General features: G+C 72.4%; 18 protein-coding genes. 11 read left to right on the top strand and 7 right to left on the bottom strand.

Annotated features, from left to right (window positions below; all coding sequences use genetic code 11):
• Positions 1–63 precede the first annotated feature (63 nt).
• Positions 64–1,383 (bottom strand): glycosyltransferase, encoded by a 1,320-nt coding sequence (locus DEJ35_RS10110; RefSeq protein WP_146244773.1) that lies wholly within the window; start codon positions 1,381–1,383, stop codon positions 64–66.
• Here DEJ35_RS10110 and DEJ35_RS10105 point away from each other — a divergent pair.
• Both DEJ35_RS10105 and DEJ35_RS10100 read left to right on the top strand, forming a co-directional pair.
• Positions 1,361–4,015: a glycosyltransferase gene (locus DEJ35_RS10105; protein ID WP_375231877.1), complete on the top strand. Its 2,655-nt coding sequence runs from the start codon at positions 1,361–1,363 to the stop codon at positions 4,013–4,015. The genes DEJ35_RS10110 and DEJ35_RS10105 overlap by 23 nt on opposite strands.
• A complete protein-coding gene (locus tag DEJ35_RS10100; protein WP_111192665.1) occupies positions 4,012–4,245 on the top strand; it encodes a glycosyltransferase in 234 nt (77 codons plus the stop codon). The genes DEJ35_RS10105 and DEJ35_RS10100 overlap by 4 nt, the downstream gene beginning before the upstream one ends.
• A 71-nt stretch (positions 4,246–4,316) precedes the next feature.
• Here the strand turns inward: DEJ35_RS10100 and DEJ35_RS10095 are convergent, their stop codons facing one another.
• On the bottom strand, positions 4,317–6,182 hold the full coding sequence (locus tag DEJ35_RS10095; protein ID WP_111123613.1) for a hypothetical protein: 1,866 nt from the start codon (positions 6,180–6,182) through the stop codon (positions 4,317–4,319).
• 120 nt (positions 6,183–6,302) lie between these two features.
• Complete coding sequence (locus DEJ35_RS10090) at positions 6,303–7,604, bottom strand: O-antigen ligase (RefSeq protein ID WP_111090383.1); 1,302 nt, start codon at positions 7,602–7,604, stop codon at positions 6,303–6,305.
• A 90-nt stretch (positions 7,605–7,694) separates the two neighbouring features.
• Between DEJ35_RS10090 and DEJ35_RS10085 the strand changes: the two genes are divergently transcribed.
• Positions 7,695–9,062 carry a hypothetical protein gene (locus DEJ35_RS10085; protein ID WP_111123614.1) on the top strand — a complete coding sequence of 456 codons (1,368 nt, stop codon included), beginning with the start codon at positions 7,695–7,697 and terminating at the stop codon, positions 9,060–9,062.
• Between the two features lie 37 nt (positions 9,063–9,099).
• Here the strand turns inward: DEJ35_RS10085 and DEJ35_RS10080 are convergent, their stop codons facing one another.
• Complete coding sequence (locus DEJ35_RS10080) at positions 9,100–10,479, bottom strand: O-antigen ligase (RefSeq protein WP_146238561.1); 1,380 nt, start codon at positions 10,477–10,479, stop codon at positions 9,100–9,102.
• Positions 10,480–10,496: 17 nt separating this feature from the next.
• Positions 10,497–12,641, bottom strand: a complete 2,145-nt coding sequence (locus tag DEJ35_RS10075) for an acyltransferase family protein (protein ID WP_111123615.1) — start codon at positions 12,639–12,641, stop codon at positions 10,497–10,499.
• Positions 12,642–12,686: 45 nt separating this feature from the next.
• On the opposite strand from DEJ35_RS10075, the gene manA reads away from it, so the two are divergent.
• The 5 genes from manA to DEJ35_RS10050 all read left to right on the top strand — a co-directional run bounded on the left by manA (position 12,687) and on the right by DEJ35_RS10050 (position 19,857).
• Positions 12,687–13,895, top strand: a complete 1,209-nt coding sequence (manA, locus tag DEJ35_RS10070; protein ID WP_111192664.1) for a mannose-6-phosphate isomerase, class I — start codon at positions 12,687–12,689, stop codon at positions 13,893–13,895.
• Positions 13,896–13,950: 55 nt separating this feature from the next.
• The gene (gene galE, locus DEJ35_RS10065; protein WP_110861386.1) at positions 13,951–14,913 is read left to right on the top strand and encodes a UDP-glucose 4-epimerase GalE; all 963 of its coding nucleotides are present in this window, start codon (positions 13,951–13,953) and stop codon (positions 14,911–14,913) included.
• Positions 14,914–15,101: 188 nt separating this feature from the next.
• Entirely contained in the window at positions 15,102–15,434 is a 333-nt protein-coding gene (locus DEJ35_RS10060) for a WhiB family transcriptional regulator (protein WP_375231876.1), read from the top strand.
• A 185-nt stretch (positions 15,435–15,619) separates the two neighbouring features.
• Positions 15,620–18,457 carry a glycosyltransferase family 2 protein gene (locus DEJ35_RS10055; RefSeq protein WP_146244772.1) on the top strand — a complete coding sequence of 946 codons (2,838 nt, stop codon included), beginning with the start codon at positions 15,620–15,622 and terminating at the stop codon, positions 18,455–18,457.
• A complete protein-coding gene (locus DEJ35_RS10050; RefSeq protein WP_111123618.1) occupies positions 18,454–19,857 on the top strand; it encodes a DUF5719 family protein in 1,404 nt (467 codons plus the stop codon). The genes DEJ35_RS10055 and DEJ35_RS10050 overlap by 4 nt, the downstream gene beginning before the upstream one ends.
• A gap of 48 nt (positions 19,858–19,905) precedes the next feature.
• Here DEJ35_RS10050 and DEJ35_RS10045 read toward each other — a convergent pair whose 3' ends face one another.
• Positions 19,906–20,346 carry a metallopeptidase family protein gene (locus DEJ35_RS10045; protein WP_110861188.1) on the bottom strand — a complete coding sequence of 147 codons (441 nt, stop codon included), beginning with the start codon at positions 20,344–20,346 and terminating at the stop codon, positions 19,906–19,908.
• 59 nt (positions 20,347–20,405) lie between these two features.
• Here DEJ35_RS10045 and DEJ35_RS10040 point away from each other — a divergent pair, with 59 nt between their 5' ends.
• The gene (locus DEJ35_RS10040; RefSeq protein ID WP_111039893.1) at positions 20,406–20,621 is read left to right on the top strand and encodes a DUF3499 family protein; all 216 of its coding nucleotides are present in this window, start codon (positions 20,406–20,408) and stop codon (positions 20,619–20,621) included.
• 104 nt (positions 20,622–20,725) lie between these two features.
• Entirely contained in the window at positions 20,726–22,204 is a 1,479-nt protein-coding gene (gene ahcY, locus DEJ35_RS10035) for an adenosylhomocysteinase (protein WP_111123632.1), read from the top strand.
• A 178-nt stretch (positions 22,205–22,382) separates the two neighbouring features.
• Here the strand turns inward: ahcY and DEJ35_RS10030 are convergent, their stop codons facing one another.
• Positions 22,383–23,252, bottom strand: a complete 870-nt coding sequence (locus DEJ35_RS10030; protein ID WP_111123620.1) for an RDD family protein — start codon at positions 23,250–23,252, stop codon at positions 22,383–22,385.
• Between the two features lie 42 nt (positions 23,253–23,294).
• Here DEJ35_RS10030 and DEJ35_RS10025 point away from each other — a divergent pair, with 42 nt between their 5' ends.
• Positions 23,295–24,293 carry a stage II sporulation protein M gene (locus DEJ35_RS10025; protein ID WP_111123621.1) on the top strand — a complete coding sequence of 333 codons (999 nt, stop codon included), beginning with the start codon at positions 23,295–23,297 and terminating at the stop codon, positions 24,291–24,293.
• The last annotated feature ends 7 nt before the right edge of the window (positions 24,294–24,300 follow it).

The following is a 24,300-nucleotide window of genomic DNA, read 5'->3' as shown; positions in this document are numbered from 1 at the left end:
TGGCACCGCGCCTCCCGTTCCGTCGTCGTCCCGTCCGGGGCGCACGCAGCCGCGGGAGCGGTGTCAGCCGCGGCGCCGGAGGGCTCGTGCCACGCCGCCGAGCCGGTCGAGGGCACGGAACTCGGCGGAGTGGGTGAGGGCGTCGTACCGGGTCGCGATCGCGTCACGCTCGGCCTCGGCGCGCCGTCGCGCCGCCTCGGCGTCCTGTCGGGCCCGGTCCAGGACCGCGACCGCCTCCTCGGACACGATGAGCCGGCGGTTGATGTCGTCGACCCCGGCGCGGTGCACGTCGCGCTCCTGCTCGGTCGCGCGCAGCACCTCGCGCTGCAGCGTCGCCCACCGCAGCAGCGGGTGCCGCGTGCCCGAGCGGGTCGCTGCACGCTCGAGCGCGGCGTCGAGCGACGGGGCGACCTGTTCGGCTCGTCGGGCGTACGAATGGCGTTCCACGACCACGTTCCGGAGCCGTTCGGCGCGGTCGTCGCGCTCGTGGGCCGGCATGGCGATCGCGCGCTCGAGCGAGGCGGCGTCGGTGAAGACCGGGACGTCGGCCAGGCCGAGCTCGTCGAGACCGAGCGCGCAGTTCGTCACCGGCAGCGCGCCGCACGCGAGCGACTCGTACAGGCGTGAGTTGAGGGTGCCGAACTCGGCGGCCGGCGCGATGACGTCGTCGACGACGAACGCGGCAGCCCGGTAGACCTCGGGCAGGGCGAAGTACGACACCGCCGGACGGAGCTCCACGCCCGGGGCGGCGTCGACGTGCTCCACGTTGGCGGCGAACCAGACGACGGGCTCGGCCGGTGCCACCTGCTGCAGCACGTCCTGCACGCCGCGCCTGGCACCCCAGAAGTTGACGGTGGTGACGGTGCGTCCGGTCCGCGGGCCGGGCGTCCCGTCCACGTCGGGCCGGAACAGGTCGAGGTCGACGCCGATCGGGACCACCTCGACGGGGACGTCGACCACCTCGGACAGGGCGTCGCGGGCGATCGAGGACGACGCCCACACGGCGTCGAACTCGGCGAGGGAGGGCGACGATGCCCACTGCGCCGTCCAGTTGCGCACCCACGCCACCGTGGCGGTCCGGGACGGTACGAGCCCGGGGACGAACGACTCGATCATGCTGACGAGCACGGTGGTGTCGTCCGGGACGTCCTCCGCCCAGCGGCGGATCGGCCACAGGTCCACGCCCCAGCCGTGCGCACGCAGCGCACGGGCGAGCCCGAGCGCGACGAACAGGTCGCCCTTGCCCTCGGTGGTGTCGTCCGTCGACACCGCGAAGCGGATCGTCCCCCTGCTGCCCGTCGCGTGGTCGCCACGAGCGATCGCGTCGTACTCGGCGGCGAGCGGGGACGGAGCGGGGGCCGTGGGGATCGAGTGGTGCGTCACGGTGCCCATTGTGCCCGACCCGGGCGCGACCTCCGCCGAGCGCCGTGCTGCGCCTTGTAGGGTGTTGTCGGCCGTCGGGCATCCTCGACGGCCGGATCACCGACCCGTGCCGCGCCCGCGGCTGCAGCTGGAGGAACTCGCCGTGACAGAGCGCAAGCCAGGAGTCGTGTCCGTCGTTCTCGTGAACTACAAGGGCACGGACGACACACTGACGAGCATCGCCGAGCTCCGGAAGCAGGACTGGCCGCAGGACCGGCTCGAAGTCATCGTCGTCGACAACGGCTCCGGCCCCGAGCACGTCGGACGGCTCAAGGCCTCCGACCTCGACTTCACGTTCGTCGACTCCGGTGCCAACCTCGGGTTCACGGGCGGCTGCAACCTCGGCGTCGAGCACTCCTCCGGCGAGATCGTGGCGTTCCTGAACAACGACGCCCGTCCGGACACCGGCTGGGTGCGCGAGGCGATGGCGACCTTCGCCGCCGGCGCGGACATCGGTGCCGTGGCGTCGAAGGTCCTCGACTGGGAAGGCGTCAACGTCGACTTCACCGAGGCCGCGATGACCTGGTACGGGATGGGCTACAAGCCCTTCGCCGGGTCGCCGGACACCGGCCGCTGGGAATCCGAGACCGACGTGCTGTTCGGCACGGGTGCGGCGATGTTCATCCGCGCAGAGCTGTTCGAGCAGCTCGGCGGGTTCGACGACCGCTACTTCATGTTCTACGAGGACGTCGACCTGGGATGGCGGCTCAACCTGCTCGGGTGGCGCTTCCGCTACCAGCCGAAGTCGGTCGCGTTCCACAAGCACCACGCGTCGATGAACAAGTTCGGCGACTTCCGCGAGACGTACCTGCTCGAGCGCAACGCGCTCTTCACCCTGTACAAGAACCTCGGTGACGAGCAGCTCGCGGCGGCGCTGCCGGGATCGCTCGCGCTGGCCGTCCGCCGTGCCGTCGGCCGCGGTGAACTCGACTCCACCGAGCTCGACCTCCGCAACCCGGGCGACGACAGCGTCCCGACCATCCCGGTGCCGAAGACGAGCATGGCGGGCATCTACGGCGTCGACCAGTTCGTCGAGCAGCTGCCCTCGATGACCGAGTCGCGCCGCGCGATCCAGGCGAGCCGTGTCCGCAGTGACCGCGAGCTCCTCCGCCTGTTCGGCAACCGCGACGAGCCCGCGTACCCGATCGAGAACTACCTGGCCGGCTACGACAAGATCGTGCACTCGCTCGGCGTGCTCGAGGTCGGGACCCGTCGTCGCGTCCTCATCATCACCGGCGACTCGATCGGCGAGAAGATGGCCGGACCGGCGATCCGCGCCACCCAGATGGCGAAGCAGCTCGCGAACGAGCACGACGTGCGCGTGATCAGCCTCACGCGCTCGTCGCAGATCGACCCGTCGTACGAGGTCGTCACCGTGCCGCACCGCCACCCGCGGCAGATGGTCGAGCACGAGGCGTGGGCGGACGTCATCATCGTCCAGGGCCACGCGCTCCGGCTGTTCCCGGTGCTCGAGTCGACGCGCAAGATCCTCGTCGTCGACGTCTACGACCCGCTGCACCTCGAGCAGCTCGAGCAGGGGCGCAGCGACGACGTCGACCAGTGGAACCGTCAGATCCTCGACGCCTCGGACACGCTGAACCACCAGCTCGAGCTCGGCGACTACTTCATCTGCGCCTCGGAACGGCAGCGGATGTTCTGGCTCGGCCAGCTCGCCGGGTCCGGGCGGGTGAACGCCCGGACGTACTCGCGCGACCCCGACCTGCGCTCGCTCATCGGCGTCGTGCCGTTCGGCCTCTCTTCGACGCCGCCGGTGCACGACCAGCAGCGGGTCAAGGGCGTGGTGCCGGGCATCGGGAAGACCGACAAGCTCGTCGTGTGGGGTGGCGGGATCTACGACTGGTTCGACCCGATCACGCTCGTGCGCTCGATCGGCCGGCTCGCCGAGCGGAAGCCGAACGTCAAGCTCTTCTTCATGGGCGTGCAGCACCCGAACCCGGACGTCCCCGAGATGGACATCGTCGCCAAGGTGCGTGCCGAGGCCGACGCCCTCGGACTCACGGGCACGAACGTCTTCTTCAACGACGCCTGGATCCCGTACGAGGAGCGCGGTGCCTACCTGCTCGAGGCCGACGCCGGTGTCTCGACGCACTACGAGCACCTCGAGACGACGTTCTCGTTCCGCACCCGGATCCTCGACTACCTGTGGGCCCGTCTGCCGATCGTGACGACCGCCGGTGACTCCTTCGGTGACCTGGTCGCTGCCGAGAAGCTCGGGATCGCCGTGCACGAGCAGGACGTCGACGGCCTCGCCGACGCGCTGGAGACCGCGCTCTTCGACAAGAAGGCCCGCGCCGAGTTCATCGGCAACGTCGACCGCATCCGCGAGCAGTTCACGTGGGAGAACGTCCTCGCGCCGCTCGTCGAGTTCTGCCGGAACCCCGTCCGCGCGGCCGACAAGTCGGTGCGCGACACCGTCTCGGCCGTCGAACCGCACCAGATGCGCGTGCGCGTGCCCGAGCGCAAGCCGCTGTCGGGCGTCCGCTACGACGTCGGCCGTGCTGTGCACTACTTCCGCACCGAGGGTCCGCGCAGCGTCGCGGGCAAGATCAAGCGGCGCCTGACGAACCGGTGACGCCGGCACCGGCCTCGGCCCTCGTCGACGTCCCGACGTACGACGAGGCCGAGAACGTCCGTGCCGCCGCGGCGGCCGTGCTCCGGGCGGTGCCGACGGCGCACGTCCTCGTGGTCGACGACGGCAGCCCCGACGTCACGGCCGGCGTGGTCCGCGACATCGCGTCGACGGACCCGCGGGTGCACCTGTTCGAGCGCGGCGGCAATCGCGGCCTGGGCACGCGTCGCTGACGCACCGGTGCGACGGACGGGAGGCGCGGTGCCAGCTGGCACCGCGCCTCCCGTCCGTCGCCGGCCGCGTCTCAGACGCAGCTGACGTTGAAGTCCTGGCTCCCGACGACGTACTGGGCCATCCGCACCTGGCTGCCCGCGGTGAGGCCGCCGGCCGAGCACGCCTTCTGGGCGGCCGCGACGCCGTCTGTACCGACGGCGATCCAGCTCGGCAACCCACGGAGCGTCGAGGTCGTCGGGACGGTCCCCACGATCTGCCCGAACTGGTAGGCGGTCGAGTAGATGCCGATGGTCGAGACGCCGGCGGACCGGAGCGCGGCGACCATGCCCTCGACGTCGGCACGGTTCTGCGTCTGGTGGTCCTTCGCGTCTGCGGCACCGAGCCACGACAGCCCGGTCTCGACGTCGATCCACCAGCGGTACGACGCGGGGTTCGGGACACCACGGGTGTTCGCAGCCTCGTACGCACGGGTGTAGCCGTACATGTACGAGCAGGCGCTGTTGTAGGCGCCCTTCGTGCAGGTGCCGTAGGGGTTCGTGACGGGACGGCCCGCCGGGTCGGTGTTCGACGAGGGCCACACCGAGGCGTCCCTGCCGGGGTTCGCGGCGAGTGCGTAGAGCTGCGCCTTCGGCTGTGCGGTCCCGCCGGTGGACCCCGCGGCCCACGCGAGCTGCTGCGAGAGGGAGGGGTTCGTCTGGTTCGGCAGCGAACCGTTCACACCGACGATCCCGAACGCCTGGCCGACGGGGTAGTCCGACGGCGAACCGCCCTGCGGCCACGAGACGTCGGCGCCGAAGCCGGTCCCGCTCGAGCCGTCCAGGAAGTACCCGGCGACGTCGAGGTGGAGCTGTGCCGAGCCGCGCGAGACCTTGGCCTGCACCCGGCGGTCGACGCTCGACCCGGTGACCTTGGCCATCACGAGGTTCGCGACGGGCCGTCCGGCGCCGAACAGCTGCGTCGCCACCTGGGGGTCCTGTCCGGCCGGCGTGACGCGCAGGTACCCGGCCGTCGTGGGCTTCGTGACCTCGGCGTTGGCGACGACGGCGGTCGCGGTGCCCGGGACCCCGGCCACGCCGGAGAGCCGGAGGGTGCCCGCGGTCGTCGACACGGCTCCGGCGAAGGCGCGCGTGGTGTCGATCGGCACGAACACCGAACCGGTCGACGCGTTCGAGTAGTACCCGGCGACGTCCATGAAGACGGTCCCCGAGCCCTTCGAGAGCTTCACCTGCGCCGCACCACCGACGAGCTTCACGATCGCGAGGTTCGACAGCGACTGCCCGGCCGAGTACAGCTGCGTGACGACCTGTGGGTCCTGCCCGGCGGGCGTCACCCGGACGTACCCCGCCGTCGTCGGCCCGCTGACCTCGACGTTGACGGCGACGGCCGTGGCGTCGGCGGGGATCCCGCCGCGGTCGGCGAGCGGCACGGGGACCGCGGTGGTGCCGACCGGGCCGCTGAACACGCGGGCGGCGTCCAGCGGTGTGTACGTCGCGCCGGCGCCGTCGGCGTAGTAGCCGGCGACGTCGAAGTACCCGTTCGCGGTGCCCGCGGAGAGCTTCGCCTGGATCGAACCGTTCACCAGGCGGACGGTCACGAGGTTCGCGATCGTCTGACCGGCCGCGAAGTCCTGGGTGGCGACGGTGGCGTCCTTGCCGGCCGGCGTCACCCGCACGTAGCCGGCGGCGGTCGGCTTCGCGACCTCGACGTTGACGACGACGGCGGTCGCGTTCGTCGGCACCCCGGCCGAACCGGCGATCTTCACGGCCTTCGGCGTGGTGCTGAGCCCGCCGGACCACACGCGCGTCGTGTCGATCGGCGTGTAGCGGCCGGTCGCCGGAGCTGCGGCGTCGGCCGCGGTCGCAGGTGCGACGACGGCGATGCCGGTGGCGACGAGCGCGGTGGTCAGGACGAGAGCGAGGCGGCGGTGCAGACGCATGTGGTGCTTCCTTGACGACGAGGACCGTCCCCCTGACGGTCCCGGGCAGTCTAGGGGCACCCGGTGACGGGAGCGCGTTCGACGGTGCAGTGGTGTGTCCATCGGCACACGCCCCGCCGATCAGGTGCGGGGCAGGTGCCGACGCCACGACCGACGTCGTGCCGCGATGACGAGGACGGCCACGAAGACCATCAGGCCCGCGCCGTGCAGCAGGTAGCTCTCCGCCGTGCTGGTGACCGCGAGGAGTACCAGGACGGCGGCCGGCCACACGTAGGCGACGCCGGGGAACGTCGTCGCCGTCACCCAGGCGCGTGCGAACGCGAGCACGGCCGTCAGCCCGAGGATGATCGTGCCGGCGAGACCGATCTGCAGCCACGCGTCGATGAACGCGTTCAACCCGGACGTGAACCGGTGCCCGGCGGGGTCGATGAAGGTGACGTACGGGACGACCGCCTCCCGGGGCCAGGTCCCCACCCAGCCCCAGCCCTGGATCGGGTACTGGCCGATGAAGACCCGGATCTGCGACCACAGGTCGAGCCGCGTCGCGGTGCCGCCCGCTGCGCCGATCTCGGCGAGGACCCGGTGCCGGGCGAGCACGGCGACGGCGATCATGAGCAGCACCGTCCCGCCCAGGACGCCGTTGACCACGGGCCGTGTCGTCGGGCGGGCGTGCCGCAGCGACCACAGTGCGAGGGCGGTGACCGCGAGGGCGATCATCGCCAGACCGGTGATGGGTGACTGCACCAGCATCAGCGCGATCACGGCGAGGGCGACGGACCCGATCGCCCGCCAGGTGGTCACCGAGCGGGTGAGGAACTCGACGACGAAGGTGACGAGCGCCATCGCCGCGATGAACCCCATGAAGTTGCGGGTGCCGCCGATGCCCTGGATCGGGCCGCCGTAGGCGATGGTGCCCTGGATCCCGAACGCGGGGATCGGCAGGTCGAGGACGAGCCCGGACAGGACCTCGAGGCCGAGCGCGGCGACGAGCAGGATGCGGAAGGCGTCGCCGGACGCCCGGATGAGCTGCACCAGGTCGCGGCCGAGCGCCAGGTACAGGCCGAGGCCGATGAAGCAGACGGTGCTGACGAGCCCCCGCAGGGCGACCCACGAGTACTCGCTCCAGAGCACGCTCAGGGCGCAGTAGCCGACGAGGGCCAGGAGCGACAGCGGGAGGACCCCGTGCCACTCGATGCGGTAGCGCTGGCCGAGCAGGCTGAGCCCGGCGAGGACGACGAGGGCGACGAGCACGGCCCAGACCCCGGCACGGCCGACGAGCGCCTCGACCGTCGGCTGGCCGAAGGCGAACAGGACGATGACCGTCGCGAGCGCCTGGCTGAACCGTCCACCGGCGGAGAACCCGACCCACGCGGAGAGGTAGCGGCGCGCGAGCACACGCTTCGTCAACCGTCCGTCCGTCACCCGACCATCTTGGCGCACGCACCTCGGAGCTGGGCATCGCGGAGCGTCGATATCGCTGATCCGCGATGAACCGGCTAGCGTCGTCCGACGATGCAGCGCCCCGCGAGCACGACCTCCCGCCCGTTCCACGCCCTCGGCGTGGTCGGCGCCGCACTCCTGGTCGGCGTCGCCGTGGCCGCGCTCACGTGGTGGCGCCTCGGTCCGGCGACCCGGGGGACCGTGTGGGCGGAGGACGGCGGCGTGTTCCTCCGGGAACGCCTCGCCCTCGGCCCGGTCGACTCCCTCCTGCACCCGTACGCCGGGTACCTGCACCTCGTGCCGCGGGTGCTCGTCGACGTCGCCTGGTCGCTGCCCGTCGAGGAGTACGCCCGGGCGCTGTCGGTCGGCGCCTGCCTGGTCGTCGGAGCTGTGGCGGCGACCGTGTTCGTGCTGTCCCGCGGTGTCGTGCCGCAGTGGCCGCTCCGAATGCTGCTCGCCGCGGTGCCCGCCCTGCTGCCGCTCGCCCCGTTCGAGATCGCCGGGAACGCCGCGAACCTCCACTGGTTCCTGCTGTTCGCGGTGCCGTGGCTGCTCGCGTACCGGGCACGGACCTGGTGGGGCTCCGCCGTCGTCGCCGTCCTGACCGGCCTCGTCGTCCTCTCCGAGCTGCAGGCGGTGCTGTTCCTCCCGCTCCTCGGGCTCGCGTGGTGGCCGCCGCGTGATCCGTCCGGAGCCCGGGCGTGGCCCCGCGCCGTCCCGGTCACGGTGGTCGCCCTGACAAGCGGCGTCGCACAGCTCGTGACGGCGTCCACCGACCACCGGCCGCGCACCGCGGGCACGCCGGCGATCGCCGACGTGATCGCCGGCTGGGTGCTGCAGCCGGTCGCCGGCATCTGGAACCCCGACGTCGGAGCCGCCGTCCGCTCCGTGGTGACGCACGGCTGGGGCGTCGTGGTCGTCCCCGTCCTGCTCGTGACCGCCGTGCTCGTCGTCGCCGTCGTGGTCGCGCACTGGAGAGCCCGGTGGATGATCATCGCGCTCGCCGTGGCATCCGGCGGTCTGTGGTGGGCGGCGCTGCTCGCCAACGGCGGCGAGGCGCAGCCCTGGGCGGCGCCGACCGTGACCCTCGCGGCCGTCCCGCCGCTGCGCTACGCCGCGGCGTCCGGTCTGCTGCTGCTCGCCGGCGCAGTCGTCGCGGCGAGCGTCCTGCTGGGGGACCAGCCGAGGCGGAAGGCCCCGGGCTCGGCACCGACCCGGTTCGTCCGCCTCCTGACCGGCTGGTGCGTCGTCGCGGTGGTGGTCGTCGCCACGCTGGGCAACGTCGGGCCGGGCCCGACCCGCCGGAGCGATGGTCCGGTCTGGGCGACACAGATCCCGGCGGCGGTCGCGGCGTGCGACGGGGACCCGACGGGCTCGGTCGCCGTCCGGAAAGCGCCGTGGTCGTCGCGAGTACCGTGCGGGCGACTGCTCGGGCGCTGACGGCCCCGGTGCACTCGATCAGCGTCCGACGGGGCGGTCAGCGCCCGCTCGGCAGCCGGAACTCGCGTCGTGCGGCCGGGGTGCGTGGGCCGTCGCCCGTGGAGTGGGGTTCCTCGCCGACCAGGACGATGCGCGTCTTGATCGCGATGAGGGCGAACAGCACCCAGTTGCCCTGGTAGAGCAACCGGGACTCGGCGACGGACTGCACGAGCAGTGCGACGACGACGAGCAGCGGAAGCAGGGACACCGGGTCGAACGGCCGTGGGACCTGCGTCGCCTCGTACCCGATGCGGGTCGCCGACGACCACGAGCGGTTCAGGGTGGTCAGGACGTACACGGCGAACAGGACCAGCCCGATCAACCCCGTCTGCATCCACACGTCCAGGTACGCGTCGTGGGCCTGCAGGTACGTCACACCCTTCCGGTGCGCCAGGTCGGCCAGCGTCGGGATGCTCGGCCACCAGTACCCGATCCAGCCCCACCCGAGCACCGGGTGCTGATCGACCAGACCGAGGACGCGGTCCCAGATCAGCCCGCGGCCCGTCGCGTCGGCACCCTTGCCGAGCATCTCCGAGACGGCTCCGCTCGCCGCCGACGAGACCACGGCGACCACCGCGGCGCCGAGCAGGACGACCAGGTACCGCGGGGTCCGCCGCTCGGTCGGGACGCTCCGGATCCACAGCGCGACGACGAAGACGACCACGACGACGAGCGCCGCGACGAGCACGGTGGACGACCGCGTGAGCGCGAGCACCAGGGCGGCCAAGACCAGCCAGCCGACGGCACGGTTCCGCCGGATGCGCCCCTCGGCGAACTGCACGGCGACGGCGATGGCGACGAGCAGGGCCACCATGGCGAGCAGGTTCGCGTTGCCGGGCAGACCCTGGATCCGTCCGCCGGTCAGGAGCTCGGCCCGCGAGAAGTAGAACGCGTCCGGGATGTCCCGGTCGCCGTAGTCGGTCCAGACCGGCACGATCGGATGGCGCACGACCACGGCGACGAACGCCTCGAACAGCAGCGAGACCAGCAGTACCCAGCGCAGGGCGAGGCTCAGCGCGTCCAGGATCCGGCGCCAGGTGAGGGTGGACGCGACGGCGAAGGCCACCGCGACGCAGATCACCTGCGCGGTGATGCTGGCGAGCGTCGCGAGGCGCCAGTGCGACCACGCCACCGACACCAGGCACCAGCCCAGGAAGAACCAGAGCGCCCAGGGCGTCCGGACGATCGGCGGACGCGCCCGGACCAGGATCGAGACACCCCACGCGGCGACCAGCGCCCAGAGGACCGCCCCGCCCACCCACGTGAGCGTGTTGGGGACGGCGTCCCCGGCGAAGAGCACGAACAGCAGGGTTGCCCCGAAGGAGAACGCCTCGCGCTCGGGGACGGTCCCGCGGGACAGCGGCCAGGTGTTCGTCACGACGTCAGGGTACGTGCTCATCGACGGCCGTCGCCGCCGAACGTGTCGAGTGCGTCGGCGATCTCGTCGCCGAGGTACGGGGCCAGCGTCACCGCGAAGGTGTTCGTCAGGTGGGTCCTGTCGCGGTGCACGAGCACTCCGCCGATGACCGCGGGGCAGATCGTGTCGGTGCAGTAGTAGCGCGACAGGTCGATCAGGCGCGCCTTGTCCGGCATCCGGGCGACCGCCTGCTCGGAGCCGTCGAACAGGGTGAAGCCGACCGATCGGCTGGAGTCGCACTCGTCGGTGGTCGGTCCGGACATCTGCCCCACGCAGGCCACGACGTCCGGTCGCGCGCCCGGGTTGTCGCGCAGCGCCACGATCGGGATCCCGACGTCGGCCGCGGCCTGCCACGCCTGCACCAGACCCCCGACGACGGCGTCCTCGTCGGACTCGCCGGACGCCGGCACGACCGGCCCGTTGCCGGTCGAGTGCGTCACGATCACACCGTCGAGGTCCGGGTGGGAGCGGAGGTACGCCATCGCGTTCTGCTTCCAGGCGTTGCAGTCGTCGACCTGCTTCTGCGAGCTGGCACCCTGCACCGCCGTGGTGAGGTAGCAGCTCTGGTGCCCGGCGACGTCGATGCGCCAGTTGCGCGCCTCGGCGATCTTCTCGTAGGTGTCCACGAAGACGTTGTTGTGCGAGTCGCCGATCGCGATGAGGTGCTTCGTGTAGCCGGACTTCGGGCCGAGCGCGCAGACGTTGAACGCGCTCGAGTCGTTCGACCAGCACGCCGGCCGGTTCGAGTCGTCCTCCAGGGCGTTCGCGGGAGCGGGGACGCGGACCTCCGCGAGCGCCGGGTTGACGCAGGGATCGGACGACGAGATCAGTGCGGCCGCGCCGAAGCACCGGACGTCACCGGTGCTCAGGCGCTCCTGGAACTCGGCCGCCTGGACCTGCTGCACGTGCAGGGCGGTGAGCGACGCGGCGCCGAGCGCCACGACGAGGGCGGTGCTGACGACGCCGTAGAGCGCGACCCGACGCGGGCGGAGCGACCGCACCCGTGCGGAGAACCGCAGGGGTTCCTCGATGCCGAGCGTCGTCACGGCGGCGATCACGACCGAGCCGACCAGGATCGCGACCCGGTCCTTCGTCGTGAGGTCGTGGCGGAGCACGATCGGCAGCAGGACGACCGCGGGCCAGTGCCAGAGGTAGACCGCGTACGAGATCCGGCCGAGGAACGCGACCGGGGCGGACCGGCCGACGCGCTGCAGGCCGGAGTGCCCGCCGAACAGCACGACGAGCGTGGCCGACACGACGGGCAGGGCCGCGGCGATGCCCGGGAACGGCGTCGACGCGGTGATGGCGAACAACGACACCACCAGCCCCGCGGCGCCGAGCCACGCGCCGACGATGCGCACCGACCGCGCGGGCGTCGTCCGTGGTGCCGTCAGGGGGAGGGTCGCGGCGAGGCCACCGAGCGCGAACTCCCACGCCCTGGTCGCCGTCGAGAAGTACGCGACGCCCGGGGCCGTCTGCGTCTGGATGACGCTCCACGCCAGCGACAGCACGACCACGGCCCCCAGGAGCACCCGCGTGACGGTGACCGGGTCGGCACCCGATCGGCGCATGCGGCGAGCAGCCCACAGTGCGGCGAGCAGGAGGAGCGGGAGGGCGATGTAGAACTGCTCCTCGACCGACAGCGACCAGAAGTGCTGGAACGGCGACGGTCGGTTGCCCTGCGCCAGGTAGTCGACCGAGTCGGCTGCCAGCTGCCAGTTCTGCACGTACACCGTCGACGCGATGAGCTCGCGTCCGTACTGCCCCCAGAGCGCGCTCGGCACCCACAGCAGGACGGCGGAGCCGGTCGCGACGATGGTGATGAACGCCCCGGGCAGCAGCCGTTTCGCCCGGCGCGCCCAGAACCCGGCGAGCCCGATCCGGCCGGTGGCGGTGAGCTCGCGGAGCAGGTGTCCGGTGATGAGGAAACCCGAGATGACGAAGAACACGTCGACGCCGACGAACCCGCCGGGCAGACGTGCCGGCCAGAGGTGGTACAGCACGACCGCCAGGACCGCGAACGCACGGAGCCCCTGGATGTCCCACCGAGTCGGGTCGGTCGATCGGGGCGACGAGGTGCGGAGGGATCCTCGGGTCGGCGGCTCCACCGTGCTTGCAGACATCGCGGAGATTCTAGTGTCGCGCGCCGCGCCGGTAGGCTCTGGCCCATGTTCCTCGGCATCACGAACACCCCCCGCGACTACGCCTGGGGCTCGGTCACCGCGATCCCGGAGCTCCTCGGCCGCACCGTCACGGGTGCCCCGCAGGCGGAGCTCTGGCTCGGCGCCCACGCCGGCAGCCCCAGTGTCGTCGTCAACCCGGCCATGGTCGGTGGAGCTGACACGCTCCGCGACTGGATCGCCGACGAGCCGGAGACCGCACTCGGTCCGGACCGCACCGGCCTGCCCTTCCTGCTCAAGGTGCTCGCGGCGGCGGCACCGCTCTCGCTGCAGGCGCACCCGACCCCGGAGCAGGCGGAGGAGGGGTTCGCCCGCGAGGAGCGCGAGGGGATCCCGCTCGACGACCCGGCCCGCAACTACAAGGACCCGTTCCCGAAGCCCGAGCTCGTCGTCGCGCTGAGCGAGCGCTTCGAGGCGCTGAGCGGCTTCCGCCCCGTCGAGGAGACCCTGGCCGAGGTGCGCGTGCTCGACGCCGGCACCGGACGGCTCGGTCCGCTCGAGGTGCACCTGCTGCACGGGCTCGAGGACACCGTCCGCTGGCTCGAGACCGCCGACGAGTCCGCGCTCGCCGTGGTGCAGGCCGCGAGCGACCTGGCCGTCTCGCTCGACGACGACCTGCTCACCCCGAACACCGCGACCGTCCGCGACCTGGCGACCAGCTGGCCCGGCGACCCCGGCATCGTCGTGTCCCTGCTCACGCACCGGGTGACGCTCGCCGCGGGGCAGGCCATGTACCTGCCCGCCGGCAACGTCCACGCCTACCTCGACGGGCTCGGCATCGAGCTGATGGCGCCGTCGGACAACGTGCTGCGCGGCGGGCTCACGCCGAAGCACGTCGACGTGCCGGAACTCCTGCGGGTGCTCGACTTCACCGCGTACCCGGCGCCGGTCCTCGAGCCCGAGCGCATCGCCCCGGGTGTCGACCGGTTTGCGCCGGACGGCGTCGGGTTCGCGCTGCTGCGGGTGGACGGCGACGGCCGCCCGGCGGGACTGAGCACCGGCGGCGTCGCCCCGCTGGTCGGCCCGTCGATCGCCGTGTGCACCGAGGGTGTCGTCACGCTGGTCGGCGCGCAGTCCGCCACCCTGCTCCGCAAGGGCGAGTCGTGCTTCATCACGCCGGACGAGGGCGACGTGACGGTCGAGGCGGACTCGTCGGACGGCATCACGTCGACCGTGTTCATCGCCACCGGCGCCTAGGGGACGGACCGGCACCGCCACCGGGGCGTCACCGACGTCCGCTAGCGTGGCGAGCATGAGTTGGCTGGTCACCGGCGGTGCCGGGTACATCGGGTCCCACGTCGTCCGAGCACTGCGCTCGGCCGGCATCGACACGGTCGCGTTCGACGACCTCTCGAGCGGTTTCCGCGCGTTCGTCCCGGACGACGTGCCGTTCGTCGAGGGCACGATCCTCGACGGCGAGCTCGTCGCACGCACCCTGCGCGAGCACGAGGTCACCGGCGTGGTCCACGTCGCGGGGTTCAAGTACGCCGGTGTCTCGGTCGAGCGTCCGCTGCACACCTACGAGCAGAACGTCACCGGCATGGCGACCCTGCTGCGCGCGATGGCGGAGACCGGCGTCACCAAGGCGGTCTTCTCGTCGAGCGCTGCGGTCTACGGCACGCCGGACGTCGAGACCGTGGTCGAGTCCACCCCGAAGAACCCGGAGTCGCCCTACGGCGAGTCGAAGCTCATCGGCGAGTGGCTGCTGCGCGACATGGAGGTCGCCGCGGGCTTCACGACCACGTCGCTCCGGTACTTCAACGTCGTCGGTTCGGGGGAGCCCGACCTGTACGACGCCAGTCCGCACAACCTGTTCCCGCTGGTCTTCGACGCGCTGCTCGCTGGCCGCACCCCGCGCATCAACGGCGACGACTACGCCACCCCCGACGGCACCTGCGTGCGCGACTACGTGCACGTCGCCGACCTGGCGCACTCGCACGCGGTGGCCGCGCGGAAGCTCGAGGCGGGGGAGCCGCTCGAGCGCGCCTACAACCTCGGCAGCGGCGACGGCGTGAGCGTCCGCCAGATCATGGACGCCATGGCGGCGGGCACCGGAATCGCCTTCGACCCCGAGATCGCACCGCGGCGCCCCGGCGACCCGGCACGCATCGTCGCGACCGGTGAGGCCGCCGCCCGTGACCTCGAGTGGGCGATGCGGCACTCCCTGGACGAGATGGTGTCGAGCGCGTGGGAGGCCCGTCGCAGCGCCTCCTGATCGCCTGAGGACGCGTCGGTTGTCCCCCGGAAGGCCCACCCGTGCGGCGCGACACGCCCAAACGGGGGACATGACACGCTGGAGCGGTCAGTGCCTTCTATGATCCGCGACTTGACTCAGGCGAATGACACCGCTGTAATTACAGGCAACGGCCGCAAGAGTTGGGGTTCGTTGTCGAGGCGGCAGGGGTGATCAGGGTGAACGGTTCCGAGTTCCACGCCGGAGTTCCGGAGGACTGGCACGTCGATCCCGTGGCGCTCGGCGTCCCGGGTGTCCGACGTCCGGAGTCCGACGACGAGGAGAACCCGCTCGCCTGGCAGGTCGACTCGCTCTGCGCGCAGACCGACCCCGAGGCGTTCTTCCCCGAGAAGGGCGGCTCCACGCGCGAGGCGAAGAAGATCTGCACCTCGTGCGAGGTCCGGGCGCAGTGCCTCGAGTACGCGCTCGAGAACGACGAACGCTTCGGCATCTGGGGCGGCCTCTCCGAGCGCGAACGCCGCAAGCTGCGGAAGCGCGCCTGAGCGGTCACGGCGCGCCAGCGCCGTGCGAAGGTGCGCCGAGGAGCCTGCGACGAGGACGCTGGGACCAGCCGTTTTCCGCCAGTCCCGCACCGTCCCGCACCGTGCGGTGAGCGCGCCCACAGGTTCACGGCGCGCCGCCGTCCGCAGCCGACACCGCGCCTCCAGACCGTAGAGTGACGCCCGTCATGCAGCCCAGAGTCACCGCGATCCTCGTCGCCGCCAACGGGGCGGCCCACCTCGACCGGACCCTGGACGCTCTCGCCGCCCAGACCCGCCACCCCGAGAACCTGGTGGTCGTCGACGTCGGCACGACCGACGGATCGACCGCCGAACTGTCGTTCGGTGGGTCCGCGCAGCTCGTCCGGCTCCCCGCGGGCAGGGCGTTCGGCGACGCCGTCCGACAGGGCGAGCGCAGCGCGCCGCCCGCAGCGACCGACGAGCCGGTCGACGAGTGGCTGTGGATCCTCGGCCACGACAACGCGCCGGCACCGACCGCGCTCGCCGACCTGCTGTCCGCCGTCGAGATCGCGCCGTCGGTCGTCGTCGCCGGTCCGAAGCTCGTCGCCGACGACGACCCCTCGCTCATCCGTGCGTTCGGCGAGAGCATGACCCGCTTCGGCCGGTCGATCGTGCTGGTGCAGGACGAGCTCGACCAGGGCCAGCACGACCGCAACACCGACGTGCTCGCCGTCGCCGCCGGCGGCATGCTGGTACGCCGCTCGGTCTGGAACGAGCTCGGCGGCTTCGACCCGGCGCTGCCGGACGTCGACGCGGCCCTCGACTTCTCGGTGCGGGTCCGTCTCGCCGGACACCGCGTCGCCCTCGTGCCGGAGGCCAAGGTCACCAGCGCCGGGCCGATCGAGGAGTTCGGACGCAAGCGCGTGTCCGAGGGGCGGCGCGTCCGGATGCACCGGCAGGCGCAGCTGCACCGCCGGATGACCTACGCGCCGGCCGCGCTGGTCTGGCTGCACTGGCTCACGCTCGTGCCGTTCGCGATCGGCCGCGCGCTCGGACACCTCGTCGCGAAGCACCCGGCCGCCGTGGTCCCCGAGCTCTCCGCCGCGTTCGCCGTCGCGTTCGGAGGTGGCACGGGGCGCGCGCGCAAGAACCTGGCCCGCACGAAGAAGCTCGGCTGGGCGGCCGTCGAACCGCTCCGCGTGAGCTGGCGGCGGGTGCACGAACACCGCACCACCTCGCGCGACGTCGAACTCGCACGGGTCGAGGACGCCCCGATCGCCCGGGCGTCGTTCCTGAGCGACGGCGGCATCTGGGTGGTCCTGGCCGCAGCGGTGCTCAGCGTCGTGACGCTCTACCCGCTGCTCGGGTCACCGGCCCTGACCGGCGGGGGTCTCCTGCCGCTCTCCGCGACCCCGGCGCAGCTCTGGCAGAACGTCGGCTACGGCTTCCACTCGCTCGGCACGGGCTTCACCGGCCCGTCCGACCCCTTCGCCGCCGTGCTCGCCGTGCTCGGGTCGATCGTGTTCTGGTCGCCGTCCACCGCGGTCGTGCTCATCATGCTCGTCGCGTTCCCGCTGTCCGCCCTGGGTGCCTGGTTCGCGGTCCGCAAGGTCACGACCCGCACGTGGGTGCCGGTCATCGGTGCGTCGCTCTACGCGATCGCCCCGTCACTCGTCGGCGCGGTGACCACCGGGCACCTCGGCGCCGTGATCGCGCACCTGGTCCTGCCGTGGCTGTTCGTCGCCGTGCTCGAGGCACACCGCTCGTGGGCGTGGGCCTCCGGCGCGTCGCTCCTGTTCGCCGTCGTCGCCGCCTCGGCGCCGTCGCTGCTGCCGGTCCTGCTGGTCGGCTGGCTCGTGGCGCTCCTGGTCGGCTGGCGCCGGGCACACCGTCGTGTGTTCATCCCGGTGCCGACCGCGGTGCTGTTCCTGCCGCTGATCCTGGCGCAGGCGGCACGTGGCAACCTGCTCGCCGTCTTCGCCGACCCCGGTGTGCCGTCCGCGACCCGGGCACCGTCCGCGCTCCAGCTGGCCATCGGGCAGCCCCTGCCGGACTGGAGCGGCTGGCTCCCGGCCACCTCCGGGCTCGGACTGGTCGCCGCTGCCCTGCCGATCGTGATGGCCGTCCTCGCGCTCCCCGTGGCCGTCTCCGCGATCGGGGCGATGCTCGGACACCGCTGGGCGGTCGCCGGCTCGGCGCTCGTCGTCGCACTCCTCGGCTTCGCGACGGCCTTCGCCGCCACCCACGTCACCGTCACCGGTGTCGGCTCGACCACCACCATCGTCTGGCCCGGCAGCGGTCTGTCCGTGTACTGGCTCGCCCTCGTGGTCGCGGCCTGCATCGGCATCGACGTGCTGCCGAAGGCCGCCCCGGTCACCGGGCTCGTCGCGACCGTGCTCGCCGGGGTCGCCGTGGCGCCGGCCTTCGCGGCGTTCTACCTCGGCGCGGCCACGATCGAGCCGACCACCGGCAGGGTGCTCAGTGCCTACGTGAACGCCGAGGCTCAGGCGAACCCCGACGTCGGCACGCTCGTGGTCGTCCCGCAGGACGACGGTTCGCTCGCCGTCACGCTGGAGCGCGGGCAGGGTTCCACCCTCGACGACCAGTCGACGCTCGACGCCACCGCGCTCCGGCTGAGCGAGTCCGGCGCACGGCTGACCACGCTCGCCGGCAACCTGGCGAGCCGCAGCGGGTACGACCCGCGGCCGGCGCTCCGCGAGCTCGGCGTGAGCTTCGTGCTCATCGACGACGCCGGCGACGACCCCGAGGCGCAGACGGTGCACGACCGGGCCGCCGGCGCCATCGGGCAGAACGCGCTCTTCACGAGCATCGGCGAGACCACCAACGGGCAGCTGTTCCACTACGAGGGCGAGGTCGACCGCACCCGCTCCGGCTCCGCCGCGACCCAGGCCACCCACGTGCTGTACCTCGTCGTGCTCGGCGTGGTCTTCGGCGCCGCAGCCCTGCTCGCGGTCCCGACGGCACCGCGCCGCCGCCGCGCCACCTCGAACGTCATCGAGGCCGAGGAACCCGCCACCACCTTCGACGAGGAGCGAGACGAATGAGCCGCACCCCCGCCTCCGTCCGCCGGTGGGTCGTCCGCGGCACCGCCACGGCGGTCGCCGTCGTCGTCGCCGCCGGCGCCGTCACCGCGGCGCACGCCTACGGCACCGACTCCGAGCCGGGTCGCCCGGCCGGGCGCACGGTCACACCGGTCCCGGCCGCCGCCGAGCGCGTCTGCGCCGGCAGCGCCCTGCGCCTGTCCGACGACGCCGGCAACGACGCGACCCAGGCGAGCACGGTCGGCACCGCGACCGTCGCCACCGCGACCACGGGCTCGACGGTCGAACGGTCCGAGCTCGATGCCTCGACCACCGGCGGCAGCGACCCCCGGCTGCTGACGGCCCCGGCGGGGGAGACCACGCCGCAGGTCGCGGGCAGCAGCTTCCAGAGCGTCTCGAACGGTGACCTCGTCGGCGCCGGTGCCGCCTCGTGCGACGACCCGAGCCAGTCCACCTGGCTCGTCGGCGGTTCGACGGAGACCGGGCGCACCAGCCTCGTCACGCTGTCGAACCCGACCGACGTGAACGCCACCGTCGACCTGGCGATCTTCGACAGCAACGGCACCGTCAGCGCGCCGGGCACCACCGGGATCGTGGTGGCGCCGAACACGCAGAAGGTCGTCCCGCTCTCGGGCTTCGTCTCCGACGCGGCCTCGACCGTCGTGCACGTCACATCATCCGGCGGCCAGATCGTGGCGCACATGCAGGAGACCGTCGTCCGGACGCTCACGCCGGGCGGCTACGACATCGTCTCCGGCGGTGCCACGCCCACGCGCTCGCAGGTGATCCCCGCGGTCGCCCTCGCGAACGCCAAGGCGGCCCAGCGCGGCAGCGACACCGCCGACGCCGCACCGATCGTCCGGCTGTTCGTCCCCGGCGAGCGGTCCGCACGCGTCACCCTGGGCATCACGACGGCGGACGGTGGCGGCACGACCGTCAACGCCACCGCCGAACCGGGCGTCGTCACCGACGTCCCGCTCGACGACTTCCCGGACGGCCGGTACTCGTTCACCATCACCTCGACCCTCCCGATCGTCGCCGGGGCCCGCACGACGACCCCGACGGACGGCGACGGCACCGACCTCGGCTGGTTCGCGTCGGCGGAGCCGCTCGGCGACCGGGCGATCACCTCGATCGCCCCGGGGGACGGCGCACGGCTGAACCTCGTCAACCCGACCCGATCGGACCGCACCGTGACGATCCGCTCGGGCGACGAGCAGCGTCGGGTCGAGGTGCCGTCGGGAGCGACCGAGACCCTGTCGGTGCAGACCGCGAAGCAGCTCACGATCACCGGTGCCGACGGCGTCGTCGCCGGCGTCAGCTACCTCGGGGACGACGGGATCGCCGGGTTCCCGATCCGGCCGGCCACCGCGGTGTCGACCCCGGTCCGCGTTTACCCCTGACGCCCGGCGGACGCGCGTCGACGGACGTCGTCGGCGACCCGCCGTGGCTCACCAGTGCCGGTAGCGGTCCGGTGCCAGGTCCCAGGGGTCCTTGCCGATCAGTTCGCCGACCGCGCGGAACACCGCGGTCTCGATGATGATGCGGCGGTCCGAGTCGTCCTTCTCGGGGCTCCGGTTCACCCGTTCGACGGGGATCCGGAAGACGGTGACGCGGCGGGTGTCGCGGTCGATGCGCCAGCGCGGCATCTCGTCCGGCAGGGTCGTGTCGCTCGGCATGTCCGCCACCTGGAACACCACGCCGGCCAGTTCGTCGGGCCAAAGACCGAGCAGGTAGTGCGCGCTGTCACCGACGATCCGGTCGAACGCCTCGGCGCGGGTGATGATCGGGGCGAGCTCCGGCCCGGTGACGCTCGAACGGCCGCCACGGCCGTGCCGGGAGCGCCCCCGACCGCGGTCGACCGGGGTGACGAGGCGAGGCTTCCGACGCATCCCCACATCGTACGCGGGGACCGGTGCGCGCCGGACGCTCCGCTAGGCTCCCTGACGAGATGGACGTGCGGATCTGCAGCAAGGTGGCGTGTGCCAACAGCGCTTCGTCGACCCTGACGTACGACTACGGCGACTCCATGGTGGTCGTCGGTCCGCTGTCGACCCGGGTCGAACCGCACGGCTACGACCTCTGCGCCCGCCACGCGGCCGCCCTGCGCGTCCCGCGCGGCTGGCAGGTGGTGCGGCGCGAGCCGCTCCCGCGCGACGCCGACTGACGGCTCGCGTCCGCGACGTGCCGCGGTGGTCGGACCGGAGGCCCGTGTGACGTGACCGGGATCGGCTGGTGATCGGCGCCTCCCGGCATGGAAGACTGGTGGGCATGCCCACCGAAACCCGCACCGCTGCTGAGTTCCGCGTCGCCGACCTGTCCCTCGCCGAGGCGGGCCGGCACCAGATCCGCCTCGCCGAGAACGAGATGCCGGGCCTGATGTCCCTGCGTGACGAGTTCGCGGCGTCGCAGCCGCTCGCCGGCGCGCGCATCGCCGGGTCCCTGCACATGACGGTGCAGACCGCGGTGCTCATCGAGACGCTCGTCGCGCTCGGCGCGCAGGTGCGGTGGGCCAGCTGCAACATCTTCTCCACCCAGGACGAGGCCGCGGCCGCCGTCGCCGTCGGACCCACCGGCACCCCGGACGCCCCCGACGGCGTCCCGGTGTTCGCGTGGAAGGGCGAGACGCTCGAGGAGTACTGGTGGTGCACCAGCCGCATCTTCGACTGGAGCGACGAGGCCACCGCGGCCGGTGCCGACTGGACCGGGCCGAACCTGATCCTGGACGACGGCGGCGACGCCACGATGCTCGTGCACACCGGCGCTGACGCCGAGGCGGCCGGTGCCGCTCCGGTCGCCGAGCCGGACGCGAGCACCGAGTGGAAGATCGTGCTCGACACCGTCGCGCGGTCGCTCGAGACGTCGTCGGACCGCTGGACTCGCATCGCCGCCGACATCCAGGGCGTCACCGAGGAGACCACCACGGGCGTGCACCGCCTGTACGAGCTGTTCCGGAACGGCGAGCTGAAGTTCCCGGCGATCAACGTCAACGACTCCGTGACGAAGTCGAAGTTCGACAACAAGTACGGCATCCGGCACTCGCTGCCCGACGGCCTGAACCGTGCCACCGACGTGCTCATCGGTGGCAAGGTCGCCTTCGTCGTCGGCTACGGCGACGTCGGCAAGGGTGCGGCCGAGGCGCTCCGCGGGCAGGGCGCCCGTGTCATCGTCAGCGAGGTCGACCCGATCTGCGCGCTGCAGGCGGCGATGGACGGTTACCAGGTCGCGCGCCTGGCGGACGTCGTAGACACCGTCGACATGGTCATCACGTGCACCGGCAACCTGGGCGTGGTCGGGGTCGACGAGATGCTCGGGCTGAAGCACCTGGCGATCGTGGCGAACGTGGGGCACTTCGACAACGAGATCGACATGGCCGGGCTCGAGGCGCTGCCCGGCGTCTCGAAGGTCGAGATCAAGCCGCAGGTGCACGAGTGGCGGCTGCCGACCGGGCGGTCGATCCTGGTGCTGTCCGAGGGGCGGCTCATGAACCTCGGCAACGCGACCGGGCACCCGTCGTTCGTGATGAGCAACTCGTTCACGAACCAGGTGCTCGCGCAGATCGAGCTGCACACCCGGCGCGAGGAGTACCCGACCGGCGTGTACGTGCTGCCGAAGCACCTGGACGAGAAGGTCGCGCGGCTGCACCTCGACGCCCTCGGGGTGCAGCTGACGTCGCTGCGTCCGGAGCAGGCGGCGTACATCGGTGTCCCCGTCGAGGGTCCCTTCAAGCCGGACCACTACCGCTACTGAGCGCTGGTTCTTGCGCTTCCGCAAGACACCGGTGTTCGCACGTTGAACCCCCGCACGCGGGGGTTCGGCGCGCGAGCACCGGTGTCTTGCGGGCAGCCCGGCGCCGCGGGCAGCCCGGCGCCGCGGGCAGCCCGGCGCCGCGGGCAGCCCGGCGCCGCGCGCAGCCCGCCGCGCCGCGTCAGCGCGGGAAGCCCGGCGGGGGTGCCGCCGCCGTCGCCCCCGCGGCGGTGAGCAGTTCGGCGCGGGCACCCAGCGCCCGGACGTCCCGTCGACGCCGCAGCACGACGACCCCGGCCAGGAAGACCTCGGGCGGCACGGGCGGCACGGGGTGCGCGAACGCGGACACCTCGGCCGCCAGGGCCTGCGCCGCCGTCTCGCGCAGTTCGGGGCGCATCAGTGCAGCCCCGCGGAAGAACGCACCCAGTCGGTTCTCCAACCGCTGCGGCAGCGCCGAGACGTCCGCGACGCCTGCCCACGCCGTCAGCTCCGGAGGCAGCAGCACCTCGGGTTCCCGCTGCTTCGGCAGCCGCTCGTGCTGCACGATCGTGCCCGCGAGCAGGTCCCCGAGTCGTCGCGGCCGACTGCCGAACAGCGCGACGAGCAGGGCGACCGAGCCGAACGTCATCCAGAGCTCGAACAGGCCGACGAGCGCCCGGGTGAAGGCGTGCCGGAACCCGATCGCGCCGCCGTCGAGCCGGACGACCCGGGTGCCGGTGGCGAACCGTCCGACGCTCCGCCCCTTCGTCACGGTCTCGACCGCGGCGGGGACCAGCACGAGCACGACGACGAGCAGCACGATGCCGAGCGCTGCGCCCCAGGCTGGTTCGAGTCCCCTCGGCCAGAGCCGCGAGACGCCGAACAGCGCGAGGATGAACAGGACGAGGACGCACAGGCCGTCCAGCAGCGCGGCCGCGAGCCGCAGCACGAGTCCGGCCGGCTGGACGTCGAGCGCGACGCCCTCGCCCACCACCAGCTCGTCGGCGGTCTCGTCGAGGTCGCGCGAGAACCGGGCGTCGGCGAGGTCACGCGGCGTGCGGGGCTTCGGCATGGGATCATTCTGTCGGAGATCGCGCGACCTGAGGGGGAACACGTGGACCTGGATGCCTACACCGAGGTGCACCGTGACCGGTGGCAGGAGCTCGACCGTCTGGCGCGTGCCCGGCACCGGTCCGGAGCGGACGTCGACCGGCTCGTCGCTGGCTACCAAGAGGCGGCGACCGACCTCGCCCGCATCCGGGGCGCCGCACCGCGCACCGTGACCGGCGACCGGCTCTCGTTGACGCTGTTCCGCGCCCGCCTGCGGTTCACGGGCACCCCCGTCGACCCGCTGACCGCGGTCACCCTGTTCTTCACGCGGCAGCTGCCCGCGGCGCTCTACCGGATCCGCTGGGTGAGCATCTGGGTCGCGCTCGCGACGGCGGCGATCGCGGCGATCGTCGCCGTCTGGATCACCACCACCCCCGGTGCGACGGCGACGTTCGGCAGCGACGAGGCCCTGCGCCGGTACGCCACGCAGGACTTCGTCGACTACTACTCCGACCGTGGCCTCGGGGCCTTCACCGCGCAGGTCTGGACGAACAACGCCTACATCGCCGCGACGATGGTGGCGTTCGGCATCACCGGCGTCTTCGTGCCGTTCTCGATCATGCAGAACGCCGTCAGCCTCGGGGTCTCCGCCGCGATCATGCACTCCCAGGGGCGCCTGGCCGACTTCTTCCTCTACATCTCCCCGCACGGGCAGCTCGAGCTCTACTCGGTGTTCCTCGCGGGCGGTGCGGGGCTGATGATCTTCTGGTCGTGGGTGGCACCGGGGCCCGGGCGCACGCGCGCCCAGGCCCTCGCCGAGGACGGCCGCGCACTCATCACCATCGCGATCGGCCTGACCCTGACCCTGCTGCTGTCCGGCATCGTCGAGGGCGTGGTGACGCGGCAGGACTGGCCGTGGCCGATCAAGATCGGCATCGGCACCCTCGCCCTGGTCGCGGTGCTCGCCTACCAGTGGGTGCTCGGCGGCCGCGCGTACCGAGCGGGGGAGCGCGGCGACCTCGAGGAGTTCGAGCGTGGCTCCACCGCCCTGGTGGCCGGCTAGCGTCCGT

The sequence above is a fragment of the Curtobacterium sp. MCPF17_051 genome (genome assembly GCF_003234595.1).
Taxonomy (GTDB): Bacteria; Actinomycetota; Actinomycetes; order Actinomycetales; family Microbacteriaceae; genus Curtobacterium; species Curtobacterium flaccumfaciens.
This window is presented reverse-complemented; position numbering and strand designations above follow the sequence as displayed.